Raw genomic sequence first — 16,958 nt, 5'->3', positions numbered from 1 at the left:
GGGGGGTTGGGACCTGGAGGGATATCCTTTCTGAAGCTGGTTTTGCTATCTTGCTTTCAATACTTTTCTGCTGCTTCCTATGGCTTCTTCTGCTTCAGCAGATCTGCCCCGCCCTCTTCTACAAGCAGAGGTTGCTCGTCTAGACAGCCTCCGCTACAACGAACAGGGTTTGATCCCGGCCATCGTGCAGGACTACCTGGATGGGACGGTGCTGATGATGGCCTGGATGAACCGGGAGTCCCTGCAGAAAACTTTGGAAACAGGCCGCACCTGGTTTTGGAGCCGCTCGCGGCAGGCGCTGTGGCCCAAAGGGGAAACTTCTGGCCACGTCCAGTGGGTCAAGCAAATCCGCTACGACTGCGACAGCGACGCGCTGGTCATCTTGGTGGAGCAGGTGGGGGATGCGGCATGCCACACGGGGGCACGGAGCTGCTTCTTCCGCACGCTGCAAGGGGATCCCATTCCGGCAGCCGATACCCTGTCGCAGGTGTTTGCCGTCGTCAAGGCCCGCCAGGCGGATCCCCGGCCCGATTCCTACACCAGCAGCCTGCTGGCCAAGGGAGACAACGCCATCCTGAAAAAACTCGGCGAGGAGACGGCTGAGGTGGTGATGGCGGCAAAGGAGGGGGACAAGACAGCCCTGGCCCGCGAGGTGGCGGATCTCTGGTACCACTGCCTTGTGGCTCTTGCTCACTATCAGGTGGATATTCGGGATGTCTATCGCCAGCTCCAAGCCCGTCGTTCCCCTCAGTGAAGGTGCTCTGTCCAAGGGAGGGGAGCCGCTTTTGGAGGAGATGGATCAGCCCCCAGCCAAGACCCCCTTGGAGTTGCAGGCCGGGCGACGGGGCCAGGTGGATCTGGAAACCGATCGGGAGACGTTGGCTTGTTACCTGCGGGGCCATGGCCAGTGGATCCAGCGCTGCTTCCAGCCGTTGCGAGTGGAGCCCCTCTCTGCTGAAACCTACAGGCTGCAGTTCTTCCGCATGGGCGGCCTAGGATTTGAGCTGGAGCCCAGCTTTGGGATCAAGATTTGGCCGGAGGAAGATTACCTATTTCGGCTCACCTCCATTGAGCTGCCGGGGGATGCTGCCCTGCCCTATCGGGTGGATTGTCAGGCCAGCTTCCGGCTGGAGGAGCTGCCGGGATCCCCTGCCACCACCCGTGTCCACTGGGATCTCCATCTGGATGTGCGCCTGCATTTGCCCAAGTTTTTGCACGTTCTGCCGCGCAAGTTGGTTCAGGAAGTGGGCAGCCAAGTGGTGCAGCAGGTTACCCGCAGCCTCAGCAATCGCTTTACTCACAATGTCTGCAGCGATTTCTACCGCTCCGTTGGTCGTCCCCATCACCCCTATCGCTTGGTTACGGTGGAGGATAGGGCGTGATGCCGTTGCGGGCAGGCTGCTCGGCCTTTCCCGCCAGCCGGTGTAAACGTCGTGCTGTCCTCAAAAACACGACCTTGATGGGAGGTGCGGAGGAACCATCAGACGCGGAAATCCTCCGCTAGTCGTGCCGTGGAAGAGACAGCCGCTGCCAAAACTGAATCCTGTTCCCGCCGAACCTCGCTTGGGTCTCCCCGCGCTGCGCAAGAGGTGGGCAGACCTCGGTAACGGGAGAATAGCGCCCTTCAGGGGTAGGTGGTGGCATCCACCTCGGCGCACCGGTGTAGCCTGCAGGGAGCAAGTCAAGAATCCCACCTCCAGGGTTGGGGAGAATGCCAACCCCTTATTGGGGCACGTGCCTACCATTCAACCCCTGCCAGAGCTTCTTCCGGCCCCACCAGAGCAATGGCGGCGTTAACTAGGTAGGTTTTTGCGGCCTGCTGGAGCTGGGCAGGTGTGAGCTGCCTCACCCTCTGCAAATACTGCTGGTCGAACTCCATGCCCAGGCCCAGAATCTCGTACCAGCCGGCTAGTTGCGCCACCTGGGCGTTGGTCTGTTTGCTGAGGGCATACTGGCCCAAGAGCTTGCGCTGGGCCATCTCCACTTCCTCATCGCTGAGGAGGGTTTTGTGTAGGCGATGGATCTCCGCCTGCAGGCGCTCCAGGGCCACTGGAGTGTTCTCCGCTGCCGTGCCCAGGTAGGCCACAAAAGGGGCAGGATCCCGGCGGGTGGCAAAGAAGGCCGAGACCTCATAGGCCAGGCCACTGCGCTCCCGCAGCTCCACAAACAGGCGGCTGGACAGGCCGCTGCCTAGGTAAGTGGCCAGCAGCTTCAGGGCCGGATAATCCGCAGAAGCAGCGGGGGATCCGCGAAAGCCAAGCACAATCGTTGTCTGCTGGGTGGGTTGGAATAGCTTTCGCAGTTGCGGCTTCTCCAAAGGGGGCAGCGACAGGTCTAGTTCAGGAGCAGGCGGGCTGGTGCTCACCCAATCTCCCAGGACAGCTTCCACTTGGGCCGCCATCGTCTCCGGCGGCTCTGGACCGATTACCGCCATCACCATTCCCTCCGGGCGGCAGTAGGTGGCGTGGTAGGCCAGCAAGTCCTCCCGGGTCAGGGATCCCACCGTCTCCAGCCATCCCAGCTCGGGAAGGGCATAGGGGTGATCCCCATAGAGGGTCTGCTGAACCTGGTTGAAGGCAAGGCTGAAGGGTCGCTCCTGTTGGGCGCGAATGGTCTGCAACAGCAGCTCCCGCTCGCGCTCTACCTCCGCTTCCGGAAAGCTGGGCTCCCGGAGGATTTCCGCAAGCAACCTCAGCAGCTCGGGGAAATCAGCCGCCACACACTGTAGCGCGACCTCGAGACAGTCGGCAGAGCTTTCCACCCCAAGCCCAGCCCCTAGGGATTCCACCCAGGCAGCAATGGCCTGGGAGTCGCGCTGCTGGGTGCCCTTGGTGAGGACAGCCGCCAGCAAGTGGCTCAAGCCTGCCTGCTGCGGTCGCTCCACCCGGCTGCCGCCGCGAAAAAAACAGTGAGCAGCCAGGATTTCCGTCGCCGGATTCTGGCCCAACAGCAGCGTGATGCCGTTGCTCAGGCGAAGGCGCTGTAAACGGCCCCGTTGCATGGCAAAGAGAGGGAAGCTCCTAGGGGCAAGGGATCTACCGGCAGGCCAGTTGCAGCTCCGAAGCTGCAGCAGCGCCAGAGGCAGCTGGCTTGAGCAAGACCACCACGTAAGCCTCCAGAGAGAGGTACTGCTGAGCTAGCTCACGGACTTGGGCTGGGGTAAACGCTTGCAACAGCTCCAGGTACTCCTGCAGGCGCTGCACCCCAACCAGGGTCTCGTAGTAGCCGTAGATGCTTGCCAGTTGGCTAGGCGACTCGGCAGAGAAGAGGAGTTCGTGGGTCAGCAGGCGCCGCGCTCGATCTAGCTCAGCCTGACCGATACCCTCCTGCTGCAGCTTCTCAATCTCGCGCAAGATGGTTGCCTCCACCCGCTCCAGGTTTTCCACTTCCAGGCGAGCACTAATGCAAAAAAGCCCCCCCTCTTTCAGCACCAGTGAAGAACAGCCCACCCTCCTCACCCAGCCGCGCTGCTCTCGCAACAGATGCACCAGCCGCGAAGTGCGGCCTCCCCCCAGTACCGCGGCCAACAGCTCCAGGCCGCAAACCTGCTCCCAGGCCTCGAGGCTGACGGTGGGCCAGGCCAATTTTAGACGAGCCTGCTCCAGGCGGGTATGGGTGCTCTCGCGGCGCAGGATCCCTTGGGGACGAGGCTGAGGCGGGATTGGGGGCCTTGTCCAGGCAGAGCCGCTGGCAGGATCCCCAAACTCTCTTTCCACCAGCGCCAGCACCTGGTCAGGATCAATGCCTCCCGTCACCACCACCGTCATGTACTCGGGTCGGTACCAGCCGCGGTGGTAGGCGCGTAGCAGCTCTGGGGTCAACCCCATCAGGCTTTCTGGCGTGCCCAGCACGGGTCGCCCATAGGGGTGCTCCACCCCAAAGGCAGTTTCCAGGAGAAGCTGATAGGCCGTGTGCCCTAGGTTGTCGGCAGCGCGGCGAATCTCCTCCAAAACCACCTGGCGCTCCCGCTCCATCTCCTCCGGAGGGATCCTGGCCCGCAACACTGCCTCCGCCAGATAGGGCAAGGTATCCGGCAGGTCGGTGGCAGCTACGGTGATGTAGTAGTGGGTGTAATCCTGGCCAGTGGCAGCGTTGGTGCTCCCTCCCCGCCCTTCAATAACCCGATCCAGCTCCCCGGGGGCCAGCCGCTCGCTGCCCTTAAAGACCATGTGCTCCAGAAAGTGGGATATGCCCAGCCACTGCGGCGGCTCGTTGCGCCCGCCTGTTTGGACCCAGACGTCCACCGTGGCCGAATCGGCAATGGGAAGGGGGTGAAGAATGACGCTTAGCCCGTTGTTTAGGCGATGGGTGTAAGCAGGAAGAAGACGCGGTGCGCGGCTCAAGGTCAAAGTTCTTAATCAGTAGAGAACAAACTTAATCTTACTCGCACAACCGCCGCTGAGAGCCTTCAGGGAGCAATTGGGTTTATCTTTACTAGTCTTGGGAAGGGGTATCCGTTGATCCTGGCCACGACAAGCTGGGGGATCCCTCACCAACTAGGCTCTCTTCTACCTGAAAGCCAGGCGGCCATTCTTCACTTTCGCGCACCCGCTGCACCACTTCCTTAGGCAGGGTCACTCCCAGCTCCCGCGCGGCTACGGCCACCACGTCTCCCCGATCGATCAGGCCGGCAATGGCGCCGCTGGGGGTGAAGACCAAGACTCGGCGCGACTCCGCCTGGCCCATCATCTGGATGACCTGGACAATAGGAGTTTCCTCCCGCACCCCTTGAAGTTGCTCCATTGGCTTGAGAATGGCTTTGAGGGTGAGGTGATCCCACTGGCTGCGCTCGATGTCGTTGAGCAGTTCCGGCCTAACCAGGCCCCGGTAGCGACCGTCCTCCTCGGCAAAGTACACTTCCTGAACGCCTCCTGCGGTCTCTGGCTGGAGGGAGGCAGGGATCAGGTAGCGATCGACAAACTCCCGCAGGCTCATGCCCGCATCCACCACGCGAAAGCGGCGGCTCATGACATCTGCGGCCTTCAGGCGAGCCAACACCCGCTGCAGCTGCGCATACTGCTCGTAGCGACGGGCGCTATTTAAAATAAACAAGCCAATTAGCCCCGTCCAAAGGCCATTGAGGCTCCCCAAAAATACCACTACTAGACCCAGGCCCACCAAGCCCCAGCCCACTCCCTGGCCAGCTCGAGCTGCCCACAACATGCCCTTTTGCCGATCCCCTGTCCAACCCCAGATGGCTGCTTTGAGCATCTGCCCCCCATCCAGGGGCAGCCCTGGCAGCAGGTTAAACAGGGCAATCACTAGGTTGATGGCAGCCAAGCTGGCCAGCATTGAGGTCAGCGGCGACCCTGGCCCCGCCCAAGCTCCAGCCACGCTGAAGAGGACAAACAAGCCCAAACTGAGAAGGGGCCCTGCCAAAGCCACCCAAAAAGCGCCCAGGGGGCGAGGCACTTCTCGCTCAATGGCCGCCATGCCGCCAAAGATGAACAGGGTGATGGAGCTCACCCGTACTCCATAGGCCCGGGCGACTAGGCTGTGGGCCAACTCATGGGCCAATAGCGAAAGAAAAAGCCCCACCGCTGGCACCACCCCGTAGGAGAGCACCAGCAGCAGAGCCGCTGGAAACCAGGTGTAGTCGAGGAACAAGGGGATCCCCCACAAATTCCCGATGCGCAGGCGACTGGTCATGGCCTTAACTCCTACACAGCTCTTGCCCAGGAGGGCTTTTAGGACAGCAGGCAACCTTTCTCCTGGGGATCCCTTCCTTTCCACTCTAGCCCTTTCCGGGGCTTCGCAGCGAATCCTTGTGGTACCCTGGGTAGCTGTCCAGCAAACCAGGCAACCCTGCTAGAGCGGCCGGGTTAGCCACAGTGACCCTAGTTTTTTGTCCCTCTTTCTGGGGGACGACGGAAACAGCTATGGTATCGACTTCCTCCTACGAGCAGAGCAAAGCGGTACCCTCGCCCCAGGAACAAGCGCCAGGTTTTGTAGACGAGTTCCCCGCGACAGCCCCAACGGCTGCCCCAGTGTTCTACCGCACCTATAGTCGGCGCCGCCCCGATGGCAGCCGCGAGACTTGGAGCGACGTCTGCGATCGCACCCTGGCCGATATTGCCCGCCTAGGGCGCCTTACTCCCCAGGAGCGGGAGCTGTTGGAACGTCTGCAGCGGCAGTTGAAAGCGTTGATCTCAGGTCGGGCCCTGTGGGTGATGGGCACCGAGTGGATCCAGAAGCCGGAAAACTACTCCGGCGCCTACAACTGCACTAGCCTCACCGTGGTGGACTGGCGCTCCTTTGGCCTGATGATGGATCTGGCCATGATGGGCTGTGGCACGGGAGCGGTGCTGGAGCCTCAGTTCATCAGCCAGTTGCCCCCCATCCTCAACCGCCTAGAGGTGCAGGTAGTAGGATCCATTGGTGCCACCCCCCCCGAAGCGCGGCAGGAACACACCCGCATCCAGCGCCAGGGCTCTCACGTGCACATCCAGGTGGGCGATAGCCGCCGCGGCTGGGTGGAGTCTTACCAAGCTCTCTTGGAGCTGGCGGCGGATCCCAGTTTTGGGGGTCAGGTGGAGGTGACGGTGGATCTCAGCCATGTGCGCCCCGCTGGGGAGCGGCTAAAAGGGTTTGGGGGCGTGGCCAACCCCATCAAGCTGCCCGGCTTGTACCAGCGCTGTGCCGCCATCCTCAACAAAGCCGTGGGCAGGCAACTGAACTCGGTGGAGTGCTGCCTGCTCATTGATGAGGCGGCCGCAACGGTGGTGGCGGGGAATATCCGCCGTAGTGCAGGTATGCGCCAGTTTGCCGCCGACGACGAGCTGGGATCTAGCGCCAAAGACAATCTCTGGCAGCAGGACGAGCAGGGCAACTGGAGAATTGACCCTGAGCGAGATGCCCTGCGCATGGCCAACCACACCCGGGTATTTCACCGCAAGCCAACGCGGGAAGAGTGCATTGCTGCCGTGCGCAAGCAGTTTTACTCCGGCGAGGGGGCTATCCAGTGGGCTGGGGAAGCCGTAGCGCGGGCCAACGCCGACCTAATCAACACCCCCGAGCTGAAGCGGGAGTTCCTCAACGTCTATGCCTCGGAGGGACCCGAGGGAGCTAGGCGCTGGATAGAGGAGCGGCAGGCAGCTAGTAGCTCTCCGTCTGTCCAACCGCCAACGTGGCATAGGGTGCAACGGTATGGGCTGAACCCCTGCGTTACCGCAGACACTTGGATCCACACGGGCGACGGCCCGCGCCAGGTGAAAGACCTTATTGGCAAGCAGCACAGCACCTACGTCAACGGCGAGCTATTCAGCACGACCCCAGAGGGGTTTTTCTACTCCGGCACCAAGCCCGTGCTCAAGCTGGTGACCCAGGAGGGATTTTCTCTTCGGCTGACGGGCAACCATCGTGTTCTCAAAGTCATTGCCCAGACTCCAAAGGCGCAATACACGGAATGGGTGCCGGCAGAAGAGCTCCGCCCGGGCGACCGCATTCTGCTGCACAACCATCGCGACCTAACCCCCTGGGATGGTGAGGGGACCTGGGAGGAAGGCTGGCTCTTGGGGAATTGGCTGGGCGACGGCAGCCTTGCCACAACCCAGTGGAATGACACGGCTGTACTGCGCTATGGGCAGGATACGCAGCAGGAGATGAGCCTCCATGCGGCTCAGGTGTTGCAGGCTGCGGTAGGGTACGAACCTCGCCGGCCAGAGACCTATTATCACCCCAAGCTGAAGTGCCGGGTTATCCATTCCACCGGCTTGGCGAAACTGGCAGCTAAGTTCGGCATGGCTCCAGGACAGAAGCAAATGACTGCGGCACTGGAAGCCACAAGCTTTGATTTCCACCGCGGCTTTTTGTGCGGCCTGTTTGACGCAGACGGCAGTGTGCAGGGCGGTCAAGAGAAGGGAGTTAGTGTGCGGCTTTCCCAAAGCAACCTGGACACCCTCAAAGCTGTGCAGCGCATGCTGGCGCGTCTAGGGATTGTCTCGGTCATCTACGAGAATCGCCGTCCCGCTGGGTATCGTCTGCTGCCTGGTAGCAAGCGCCAGCCAGCCCCCTACGCCTGCCAGGTGCAGCACGAGCTGGTCATTAGCGGGGACAACCTGCACCAGTTTCAGGCAGTGGTGGGCTTTCGAGAACCGCGCAAAGCTCAGAAGCTAGGTGAACTGCTCGGCAGCGGCCAGCGCCGGCTCAACCGGGAGCGGTTTACGGTTACAGTTGCAGCCCTGGAGCCTGACGGCGTGGAACCGGTCTATGACTGCACCGTGCCCGGCCCAAGCTGCTTTGATGCCAATGGGTTGGTTGTCCACAACTGCGGTGAGATCATCGGATGCGACTTCCACTGCAATCTGGCCGAGATCCACCTCAACCGGCTAGATCCCCACAACCGCCAGGAGCAAGAGGAGGCCTTTACGGCAGGGGCCCTGTCGGCTGCGGCGCTGTTGCACCACCGCTTTGTTGAGCCCCGCTTCCAGCGCTCAAGGGAATGGGATCCCATTGTCGGCGTCTCGTTTACTGGTCTATTTGACTTTTGCGTCAAAGCCTTTGGGGTGGACTGGCTGCGCTGGTGGCAGGAAGGGAGGCCCGATACGCCTCTGGGGCGGGAGTTTAAGCAGCAGGAGCGGGAATACCTCAGCTTCTGGAAGGAGGTCGTTCACCGCGTGGTTTGGGACTACTGCGACCGTCACGGGTTGCGCCGCCCCAACCGCTGCACCACCGTTCAACCTGCCGGCACCAAGTCGCTCCTGACTAACGCCTCTCCCGGCTGGCACCCGCCCAAGGCTCAGCGCTACATTCGCCGCATCACCTTTGCCAAAAACGACCCCGTGGCCCTGGCCTGCCTGGACTACGGCTACTCGGTGGTGCCCGCCCAGTCGGACAAGGATGAGCACGGCAACCTGCTCAACGACCCCTTTGATCCCCGCTGCACCGAGTGGTTGGTGGAGCTGCCGGTGGAGGTGGAGTGGGCCAATTTGCCGGGCGCCGAGGAGATTGAGGTTGAGCGCTTCTCTGCTCTGGCTCAGTTTGACTTCTACATGCAGGTGCAAAAGTACTACACCACCCACAACACCTCCGCCACCATCGAGCTGCGCGAGGACGAGATCGAAGCGCTGGGATCCCGAATTTACGAGGCCATCCGCGACGACGAGGGCTACATCAGCGCAGCACTGCTGGCCCGCTTCGACGCTCCCTTCCCCCGCTTGCCCTTCGAGAAAATCGACAAGGCCACCTACGAGCGGCTGATGGCCGAGGTCAAGCAAAGACGAAAGACCGACAACTTTTACGAGGCGCTGGCGCGCTATGACCGCAACCTCGCCCTAATAGCAGAGGGTCCAGCAGGGTGTGATGCCCTCGGCTGTCTGATGCCGGAGGCTAGCTCGCAGAGCGAGAACCCGTCCCGCTAGCAGAGGGGGGGATCCCGGCTCGGGCTCTGGCTACACTGTTCTTGGCCGGGAATCCGAGCACTGCGCGCCTTGGCAGCCCCCTCGGCAAGCTAGGGGCAGGGGGGTTGGCACAGTCCGGTTTTCCCTGCTCGAGCGTTTGGTGGCTGGAGGATCTGATGCAGACAGGAGCGCAGCTCCCGAGGAAAGCCTGGACAAGGGAAACCTGGCGCAGGCTGAGGGGGCTGGTGCTGGCGCTGGCGGTGCTGCTGGGGATCGCCTGTTCTAGCCTCAAGGGCTCTGGGACCTCCCCTCCTGGATTGATCCCTCCTCCGCCTGAGCCGGGCAGCCGGTCGATTCCTCTAGCGGTGCGCACTCTGGGCACCAGCCGCTTTAAGTTGCTGGGCTTGACAGTGGGTGTGGCTGGAAGCGAGGCTGAAGTGCTTCTGGATACCGGCTCAGCAGGGCTGCGTATTCTGTCGTCGGTGGCAGGGCGCTTTGGCTTAGAGCGGACGGGGATCCCTTCCACGGTAACCTTCGCTGATGGCACGCAATTTATCGGTGTGCTGGCTCGCGCTCCCTTCAGCTTGGGTGGGATCCAGAGCCGAGAGCCGGTCACGATTCAGTTGATTGACCAAATCACCTGTGTGGAGCCGCTGGTGGCTAGCTGTTCCGACAGGCTGTTTGGACCAGGGCGGCCCTTTGCTGGGATCCTGGGCACCTCGTTGGACGAGCGCAGCCCTAATCGCGACCTGTTTAGCCCTCTCACTCGCCTGCCGGGCAATTTTCGCTCGGGGTACATCATCCAAACCGGCGGCTTTGAGTCTGCTCAGGGCCTTTTCACCGTCGGCCTGACCGAGGCCAACACCGCTGGCTTCAGTTTTCGGCCACTGCCCCAGGTGGGAAGTTTTCCCGATGGCACGCCCACCTGGCGGGATGAAGCTCTGCAAGTGGCCTACAGCATCAGCAATACTTCTATTCAAAATGTCCCTAGCCCCACCGTATTTGACAGCGGCGCTTCCGACATCTTCCTCAACGTTCGACTATTGGGATCCGCTCCTTTTCCCACCGCTACCCTACCCTCAGGCTCGGAGTGGCGAGCTGTGCTGGGAGGAGCCTTTGACTACCGCATCCGGGTTGGCTTTCCGGTAACGCCCAGCCGGGATCGGATCTTTGTCAACGGCAACCAGAGCGTGCAACTGTTGGGCATGCCCCTGTTTTTCAACGCCGACGTTGCTTTCGATAGTGAACGTGGTCGGATTGGCTTTCGCCTACGTTGAGACCAAGTTTTGAGTTGAACTGGGGAGGAAACCAATGCTTGCTCAGGACGGGATCCCTGCGCGCAGGAGGGCACGTCGCTGGCCCTGGATCTGGGTTCTGCTCCTAGTGTGTTGGCTGGGGTTGGGCGGGCCGGCCTGGCCAATTGGTTTGGGAGATCCCTTGCCGGAGTGGGCTCAGTCTATGCAAGTGGGGCGGCAGCGGCTACGCGGCGTGGAGCAGTACCAGGGTCAGGAGCAGATCCGCGCTTACGGCAACCAGGCAGGGCGGGTGTTTTGGATTCAAATCGAAAGCAGTGCCGACCTGCCGCCGGACTACCGGGAGTACTTGGGCGAATACCAACAATTTCCAGTAGAAGTTGTAGCCGTGGTGCCGTTGCGGGCTCGACGGCTGCGCTTCCGTCAGGGGAATCGCAGTGCTGAGTGGCAGGTGGTGGGCATGAGCGGCCACTTTGAGGCTGAGGCGCTTAGCCACGACCTGGCTCCGCCCGAGTTGTTGCAGCTCTAACCTAGGGGGATCCCCAAGGCGCGATCGGGAAAATTAGGGCTTATTCTAGAGAGAAGCTTGAACTCAGAGGTTGCCAATGAGACTGCTTCAGCAGGAAGTCCCAGTTATCCTCAATCGCTTTCTTGTTAAGGAGCTAACTCAGGAAGACCTCACCTTTTATGAGTACAACTGTACGCTAAACCCCCTCCCAGAGCCAGAGGATGTGCGGAAAACTTTTTCCAAAATCTCCAGGATCTGTAATCAGCTAGAAGTGATAGCTGTTCGTCTGGGAAATCGAATTATAACTCAGGAAAAAGTTCCAACCAGTAAGCTCAGGACAGAGGGTTGGGCGTTAGAAGAGCTAGGGCCTAGGGTTTTAACCTGTACCGATGTCCAAGAAAGAAGCGCTCTCGAAAGCTTTGAGCGCAAGAGGATAGAGTCCCGCCTTAAGTCTCTGTTCAAAAAAACTGAAGTTGAATCAACAGGGGGAGGCTTGCTCTGGTGGATGACTAGTCAGGAAGGGGTAGAACTTTTCGGGGATGGCTGGGAAATCCACAGAGGAAGAATGATAGATGTTGCTGTTGAAACAGACGGAAAGCTTTATTTAGAAGTCGATATTCATTACCGTCTCTACACACCGTGGACTTTGCATGAATGGCTGGAAAACTATCCAGATGTTCCAATCAAGTTGGTTCGGAACACATACGATAAACACCGGACTTGGAAATATCTGAGGATTCTTTCCGACCAGTCGCCGTGGGAGGTTCAGCTGGCAGGGCTGAACATTAGTCTGGCGGAGTTTCATTTGCGAAAACACAATGCTCCTCTAGAAGAGGTGAAAAGCTCTCGGGTAGTCGAGGTAGCTTCAAGGGAAGGGCGTTTTCCCCATCTTTCTCGAAGACTATCGCCTGTCCTAACCTTGGAAATGCTAGCCAGTCTAGAGTGCAACAGTAGCCTTGCTAAAAAGGTTAGCGCCGCTGTTACTGAGCGTATTAGAAAAAGTTTACAAGAACGACTGCAAGAGTCTAAAAAGACAGCAAAGACTATTATAGAGAGAGTCTACAACCTTATCAGAAGGGAAATTGAACCACTGAAGACTAAGGGCTACATCTTGCCCAAGCCAAAGCTATTGGGATCGGGTCACAGGCAAGTCCAAAATCCCGCCCGGGTTAGGTACCAGGGATGTGCGAAGGTAGGCGAGACTAAGTTTGGATGTCTAAACCTCTACGACGACAAGCGAGAGTATCCTAGCGAAGTGCGCAAGTGCTTGCTTGAGGTAGCCCAAAAAAGCGGAGTAGAAGTCGAAGTAGACTTCTATGCTACTCGGCAGGACTACCCTAAGAACGAGCTCGCCCGAAAAAGATTCTGGCAAAACTGGGCTGAGCAAGGGATCAAAACCGTTTTGGTCGTTATGCCGTGGTCACCCAATGAGGACAAGCAAAAGATCCGTGTGGAGGCTCTCGAAGCGGGGATAGCAACTCAGTTTATGATCCCTGGCGCTGATTCCTACAAAGCCCTAAACGTCGTCCTAGGCCTTCTGTGCAAGGCAGCATGGCAGCCTGTACTCCTGAAACCCCTCGACCATCCTGAACGCCCTGAGCTGATCATCGGCTTCGATGTGGGAACCGATCGACAGCTGTACTACGGAGCCTCTGCCTTCGCTGTTCTTGCTGATGGGCAGAGCTTAGGTTGGGAGCTCCCTGCTGTGCAAAGAGGAGAAACCTTCTCTGGTGATGCAATTTATCAGACTGTGTCCAAACTTGTCAATAAGTTTCATAACAGGCTCAGTCGATATCCCACCAAGGTTCTCTTAATGAGGGATGGTTTAGTGCAGGAAGGTGAATTTGGAAAGACAATTAAGGAGTTAGAAAAAGAAAAGATTGCTGTGGATGTTGTCGGAATACGCAAAAGCGGTACAGGAAGGATGGGGATAGAGGAAGAAGGTAAGTACAAAGATGCCAAAATAGGTACTGTTGTTTTCGACTACTCGCGAAAGTCGTTTACTCTGGTCACAAGCCAGCCCAGCTCCATTGGTAGCGCAAGACCCCTGCGAGTTGTCCACGAATATGGCAGTACGCCTTTGGAGATCTTGGCCCTGCAGACTTACCACCTTTCCCAGCTTCATCCTGCCAGTGGATTCCAAGCCTGTAGGCTTCCCTGGGTACTTCATTTTGCTGACAAGAGCGGCAAGGAGTTCCAGAACCTCGGCAGCAACATCTTCAGTGTCCTGCAAAACATAGATCGCCAGAAATTGATTGCCGTCTAGCAGGGTAGGGGGTTCTTCCCTGTGGGCCCTGCTAGGATGGGGAAGGGTTTGAGATGCCAACTATGTTTACTCACAACGAGGTCTGGAAGACCTTTCTGAGCAACCCTGTTGTCTTCTGCGGGGGCTTTCTCAGCGGCCTGCTGCGTTTGGATGTAAGGCAGGATCCGCTGCGCAGTTGGCTAGAGTCGCAGGGCTTGAGGGTGGAGGATCCGCCTGCCTCCACGCAAGGCCCCCAGTCTATTGCCATTGAGTAGGCATGGAGACAGGAGAGAGCCTCCCCATTCAGCAAAGTAGGCCAAGGTGAGCTGATGCCCCCCGGGCAATCTGTAAGAAGGTGGCGACGGCAGGGATCCCCCTATGGCTATCTGGGCGGGGTTGTGCTTTTGCTTGCGGGGCTAGTTGGCTTACCCTCAGCAGATTTGGCTTTGGCCCAAGCGGAGCTCATTTCCTCGAGAGGCTCCGACCAGGATCCCCAGCTTTGGCTGGAGCGCTACAACGCTGCTTTGAAGCAACTGCCCCCTTTGCCCAACTTGCAGTACCGCCAGCAGGTGCGGGTTGAGGGATCCCAGACCTTTACAGCCACCCTGGATGTGCTCCGCCGCCGCGACGGCAGTTGGCAGGCTTGGGTAGCCGAAGGGGATCGCGTCCGCCTGTTGGATTCGCGGCAACTGGAAGCAGTCAACCAATCGGACTTACTCAGGCTGTATTCGGTGTACGTGAGCCGGCCCGAAGCGCTCCTGCCCTCGGTGAACTTTCACTTAGAGGCTGATCCCACCCGCTACCGCGTCTTCTCCTCAGAACGGGCGGATCTGGCGGGATCCCCTGTCCAGCACTTGCGCCTGGAACCCCTTCAAAAAGGCCAGGTGCGGGAGCTGTGGCTGGATCCGGAGTCGGGGCTGCCGCGGCAGGTGCTCTTGTTTTTGTCAGGGGTGTGGGGACAGGCCTACGTCCTCATGGGGTTTACGGCAGTGCCCGCGCCCGAGGGAGGCCTTCGCTATTGGCTGCCGGAGAGCACCCGCATCAACCTGAGCTATGGGTTTTGGACGCTGGAGGGCCTGACCCGCCGCGTGTTCAGGGGATCCCTTGCCATCCGGCACGACTACCAGGACTATCGCATCTTGCCGGAAGGAGTGCAGTTGCGCTTTTTGCCCTCGCAGCCGCCGCTGGATGCGCCGCCAGTGGTGGCCGGCCTGCCGGAAAGCGCGCCCCAACTGGAGCTGGGGGATGTGCAGGTCTTGGGGGTGGATGAGCAGGGGAACCAGCAGTTTAGAATTGGCCTGGGCAGACGCACTGCTGCAGAGACCCCCTTGGAAGACCGCATCGCCGCCTTTAACCTCACCCGACCGGCCAGCCGCAATGCTCTCACCCAGATCGATACCATGGCCTTTTTGTCTTTGGGGAGCAGTCAGTTGCCCATTTATCTCTTTCAATTCGACACGGGTCGCCCTCTGTATCCCCTGCAAGGGGTAGGGCAGCCGCAGGTGGATCCCAACGAGGTCTTCGATCCCAGGCCGCCAGTCATCAAACTCTTTGGAGACTAGGTGGGGAAACCCCAGGGAGCGCTGTTGGGAGGGGCTAGAATAGCCCTGGGATCCGGAGGAGAAGCAAGGCGTGATCAAACCCTACTCTGCCCACTTGTTGACCCCCGACTTTCGCCTCAGTCTGGCAGTGTTGGTTTTGGCAGTGCCGCTGTTTTGGCTTTCGCTTTGGGCAGGGCTGGCCATGGGATTGTTTGGCCTGTTTTTGCTGGTGCAGACTTGTCTTATCGGGCTGGCCTTTACCCGCACAGCCCTGCAAGTCTACAGCGGCTCCCGGCGCATCCGCGAGTTCCCCTACAGCGAATGGCAGGATTGGCAGATTTTCTGGCGACCTGTACCCATTCTCTTCTTCTTCCGGGAAAGCCGAGGCATCCACTTTCTGCCAATGCTCTTTAACCCAGTTGAGCTGCGACTTTGCCTAGAGGAGCACGTGGGACATCTGCACGCCCAGAGATCCCCTTTTCGCGGCGTGGGCCGATGAGCAGTTCGGAGGGCTGGGTTTGGCAAGAGAAAGGGGGGTGGCGTTGGCTGCAGTGTCAGCTCTTGGCAGACTGGCCGCATGCTTTTGGGTGCCGGCGCAGCTCCTTCTATCAACCGGCTGAACTGGCTGAGCAGCTGCGGCTGACCCCCGAACGGGCAGCTTGGGGCCACCAGGTCCACGGCTGTCAGTGGATGTGGGCCGATGCCCTCACCACGATCCCGGCAGGGAAAGCAGAAAGCAGGGTTCAGCGTCCCGCAGTCGATGCCGTAATTGCCCGCTGCCCAGAAGACTCTGCCTGGGTTGGTACTGCTGACTGTGTGCCGATTCTGGTTGCCAGTCGCCGGTGGGTGGCAGCAGTTCACGCTGGCTGGAGGGGGACGGCTGCCGGCATCTTGCCCAAGGTGCTCCAGGTCTTTCTTGGGGGGGGGATCCCTGCCGAGGAAATCCGCATTGCCCTGGGGCCAGCCATTTCCGGGCCAGCCTACCAAGTTTCCCAAGCAGTGGCTGACAAGGTGCTGCAGACGCTGCCGGCAGGCGTGGATCCGCAGCTTGCCCTCTGGCCTGATCCCATCCCTGGCAAGGTTCGCCTGGATCTGCGCTGGGTCAACTCTGCCCAGGCCCAAGCGCAAGGGATCCCGCCTGAGCACATTGCCATCAGTCCCCACTGCACCTTTGGCCAGCCCCAGGATTTCTTTTCCTATCGCCGCGAGGGATCCCTGGAGGATGAAGAGGGCCGCCGTTGCGTGCAGTGGTCGGGGATTGGGCTGCCCAAAGCGGCCTTGGACAAGCCGCCAGCTGCCCAAGAGAGCTGCTATGATTGAACAGCCCTCCGCTGCCCAGTCCCAAGATGCGCCGCGCTGCCCTTAGGGGATTATCGTGGATAGTTTTGTCCCTCTTGCTTGTTGGTGGCCAAGCCGCGGCCCAGACCTCCGTGACAGGCCTTAACCGCGACAGCGTACGGCAACTAAACCTTGAGAAGAATTCAAGTCGCGAGCCCAGCATTCCCTCGGCGCAGAGGCGGGCGAAGTGGCATACCCGTGCCAATGTCTGCAAGGGCAATTGCCGGAGGAAGTTGGCCGTATCGCCTAAGCAAGCGGCTAAGGTATTAAAGGAAGCCCTCAGGTCGCTGCAGAATGGATTGGGAGAAGCTCTTGGAAGAATGGGTGGCAGCCTTTAGGCAGGCGGCAGAGGCAGGCCTTGCTGCTCTAGAAGCCGCCTTGAGGGAGCTGGGAGAACAGCTGGCCACCCCTATCGAGCAAACCCTCAGGCAGTGGGAAATCTTTTGGCGGCTGGAGGAGGAACCCGAGCGCCCAGAGGAAGCGTTTAACCCTGCCGAGGGGCAGTCCTTTAGCACCAGCCGCTTTTTCGTCAGCCCCTGGGGGTTTGGGGGCGTAGTTGTCTATACCTACTATATCGCTTCACCGCCTGGCTGGATTGGGGATCCCACCTGTCGCTACAATGCCCTTTCCCCGCAACTGCGCTGTGCCGTCAACCCCTATGGCCCTTGCAAGGGCTGTCCTCACTATGAGCCGCGGGAGGAGGGCCCTGCGCGCTAGCTGGCCTGAGGGCGTGGG

Annotated in this window: 14 protein-coding genes; 11 read left to right on the top strand and 3 right to left on the bottom strand. The window is 59.8% G+C overall.

Annotated features, from left to right (window positions below; genetic code table 11):
• Positions 1-79 precede the first annotated feature (79 nt).
• Positions 80-754 carry a bifunctional phosphoribosyl-AMP cyclohydrolase/phosphoribosyl-ATP diphosphatase HisIE gene (gene hisIE / locus NW812_RS00970; protein ID WP_414393245.1) on the top strand — a complete coding sequence of 225 codons (675 nt, stop codon included), beginning with the start codon at positions 80-82 and terminating at the stop codon, positions 752-754.
• Positions 714-1,382, top strand: coding sequence for a DUF1997 domain-containing protein (locus NW812_RS00965; RefSeq protein ID WP_414393243.1), 669 nt, complete (start codon positions 714-716; stop codon positions 1,380-1,382). The genes hisIE and NW812_RS00965 overlap by 41 nt, the downstream gene beginning before the upstream one ends.
• Before the next feature lie 356 nt (positions 1,383-1,738).
• Here the strand turns inward: NW812_RS00965 and NW812_RS00960 are convergent, their stop codons facing one another.
• The 3 genes from NW812_RS00960 to NW812_RS00950 all read right to left on the bottom strand — a co-directional run bounded on the left by NW812_RS00960 (position 1,739) and on the right by NW812_RS00950 (position 5,649).
• Positions 1,739-3,001, bottom strand: a complete 1,263-nt coding sequence (locus tag NW812_RS00960) for a M16 family metallopeptidase (protein WP_414393241.1) — start codon at positions 2,999-3,001, stop codon at positions 1,739-1,741.
• A gap of 34 nt (positions 3,002-3,035) precedes the next feature.
• Entirely contained in the window at positions 3,036-4,343 is a 1,308-nt protein-coding gene (locus tag NW812_RS00955; RefSeq protein WP_414393239.1) for a M16 family metallopeptidase, read from the bottom strand.
• A gap of 91 nt (positions 4,344-4,434) precedes the next feature.
• Positions 4,435-5,649 carry a site-2 protease family protein gene (locus NW812_RS00950; RefSeq protein ID WP_414393238.1) on the bottom strand — a complete coding sequence of 405 codons (1,215 nt, stop codon included), beginning with the start codon at positions 5,647-5,649 and terminating at the stop codon, positions 4,435-4,437.
• Positions 5,650-5,879: 230 nt separating this feature from the next.
• On the opposite strand from NW812_RS00950, the gene nrdJ reads away from it, so the two are divergent.
• The 9 genes from nrdJ to NW812_RS00905 all read left to right on the top strand — a co-directional run bounded on the left by nrdJ (position 5,880) and on the right by NW812_RS00905 (position 16,940).
• Positions 5,880-9,359, top strand: coding sequence for a ribonucleoside-triphosphate reductase, adenosylcobalamin-dependent (gene nrdJ / locus NW812_RS00945; RefSeq protein WP_414393236.1), 3,480 nt, complete (start codon positions 5,880-5,882; stop codon positions 9,357-9,359).
• 155 nt (positions 9,360-9,514) lie between these two features.
• Entirely contained in the window at positions 9,515-10,615 is a 1,101-nt protein-coding gene (locus tag NW812_RS00940) for a hypothetical protein (protein ID WP_414393234.1), read from the top strand.
• A 34-nt stretch (positions 10,616-10,649) separates the two neighbouring features.
• Positions 10,650-11,120: a hypothetical protein gene (locus NW812_RS00935; RefSeq protein ID WP_414393232.1), complete on the top strand. Its 471-nt coding sequence runs from the start codon at positions 10,650-10,652 to the stop codon at positions 11,118-11,120.
• A gap of 76 nt (positions 11,121-11,196) precedes the next feature.
• Positions 11,197-13,365: an argonaute PAZ domain-containing protein gene (locus NW812_RS00930; protein ID WP_414393230.1), complete on the top strand. Its 2,169-nt coding sequence runs from the start codon at positions 11,197-11,199 to the stop codon at positions 13,363-13,365.
• Positions 13,366-13,427: 62 nt separating this feature from the next.
• Positions 13,428-13,619, top strand: a complete 192-nt coding sequence (locus NW812_RS00925; protein ID WP_414393228.1) for a hypothetical protein — start codon at positions 13,428-13,430, stop codon at positions 13,617-13,619.
• Positions 13,620-13,673: 54 nt separating this feature from the next.
• The gene (locus tag NW812_RS00920) at positions 13,674-14,906 is read left to right on the top strand and encodes a hypothetical protein (RefSeq protein ID WP_414393226.1); all 1,233 of its coding nucleotides are present in this window, start codon (positions 13,674-13,676) and stop codon (positions 14,904-14,906) included.
• Positions 14,907-14,976: 70 nt separating this feature from the next.
• Positions 14,977-15,384: a DUF3119 family protein gene (locus tag NW812_RS00915; RefSeq protein WP_414393224.1), complete on the top strand. Its 408-nt coding sequence runs from the start codon at positions 14,977-14,979 to the stop codon at positions 15,382-15,384.
• Complete coding sequence (locus tag NW812_RS00910) at positions 15,381-16,205, top strand: polyphenol oxidase family protein (RefSeq protein WP_414393223.1); 825 nt, start codon at positions 15,381-15,383, stop codon at positions 16,203-16,205. The genes NW812_RS00915 and NW812_RS00910 overlap by 4 nt, the downstream gene beginning before the upstream one ends.
• A gap of 312 nt (positions 16,206-16,517) precedes the next feature.
• Positions 16,518-16,940 carry a DUF6464 family protein gene (locus NW812_RS00905; RefSeq protein ID WP_414393222.1) on the top strand — a complete coding sequence of 141 codons (423 nt, stop codon included), beginning with the start codon at positions 16,518-16,520 and terminating at the stop codon, positions 16,938-16,940.
• The last annotated feature ends 18 nt before the right edge of the window (positions 16,941-16,958 follow it).

The organism is Synechococcus sp. O70.2, from assembly GCF_047462135.1.
GTDB lineage: Bacteria > Cyanobacteriota > Cyanobacteriia > Thermostichales > Thermostichaceae > Thermostichus.
This window is presented reverse-complemented; position numbering and strand designations above follow the sequence as displayed.

Coding starts and splice junctions, on each gene's coding strand:
- nrdJ (WP_414393236.1), top strand. CDS start 5,880: ATGGTATCGACTTCCTCCTACGAGCAGAGCAAAGCGGTACCCTCGCCC.
- NW812_RS00940 (WP_414393234.1), top strand. CDS start 9,515: ATGCAGACAGGAGCGCAGCTCCCGAGGAAAGCCTGGACAAGGGAAACC.
- NW812_RS00930 (WP_414393230.1), top strand. CDS start 11,197: ATGAGACTGCTTCAGCAGGAAGTCCCAGTTATCCTCAATCGCTTTCTT.
- NW812_RS00960 (WP_414393241.1), bottom strand. CDS start 3,001: ATGCAACGGGGCCGTTTACAGCGCCTTCGCCTGAGCAACGGCATCACG.
- NW812_RS00920 (WP_414393226.1), top strand. CDS start 13,674: ATGCCCCCCGGGCAATCTGTAAGAAGGTGGCGACGGCAGGGATCCCCC.
- hisIE (WP_414393245.1), top strand. CDS start 80: ATGGCTTCTTCTGCTTCAGCAGATCTGCCCCGCCCTCTTCTACAAGCA.
- NW812_RS00950 (WP_414393238.1), bottom strand. CDS start 5,649: ATGACCAGTCGCCTGCGCATCGGGAATTTGTGGGGGATCCCCTTGTTC.
- NW812_RS00935 (WP_414393232.1), top strand. CDS start 10,650: ATGCTTGCTCAGGACGGGATCCCTGCGCGCAGGAGGGCACGTCGCTGG.
- NW812_RS00925 (WP_414393228.1), top strand. CDS start 13,428: ATGTTTACTCACAACGAGGTCTGGAAGACCTTTCTGAGCAACCCTGTT.
- NW812_RS00910 (WP_414393223.1), top strand. CDS start 15,381: ATGAGCAGTTCGGAGGGCTGGGTTTGGCAAGAGAAAGGGGGGTGGCGT.
- NW812_RS00905 (WP_414393222.1), top strand. CDS start 16,518: ATGGATTGGGAGAAGCTCTTGGAAGAATGGGTGGCAGCCTTTAGGCAG.
- NW812_RS00965 (WP_414393243.1), top strand. CDS start 714: ATGTCTATCGCCAGCTCCAAGCCCGTCGTTCCCCTCAGTGAAGGTGCT.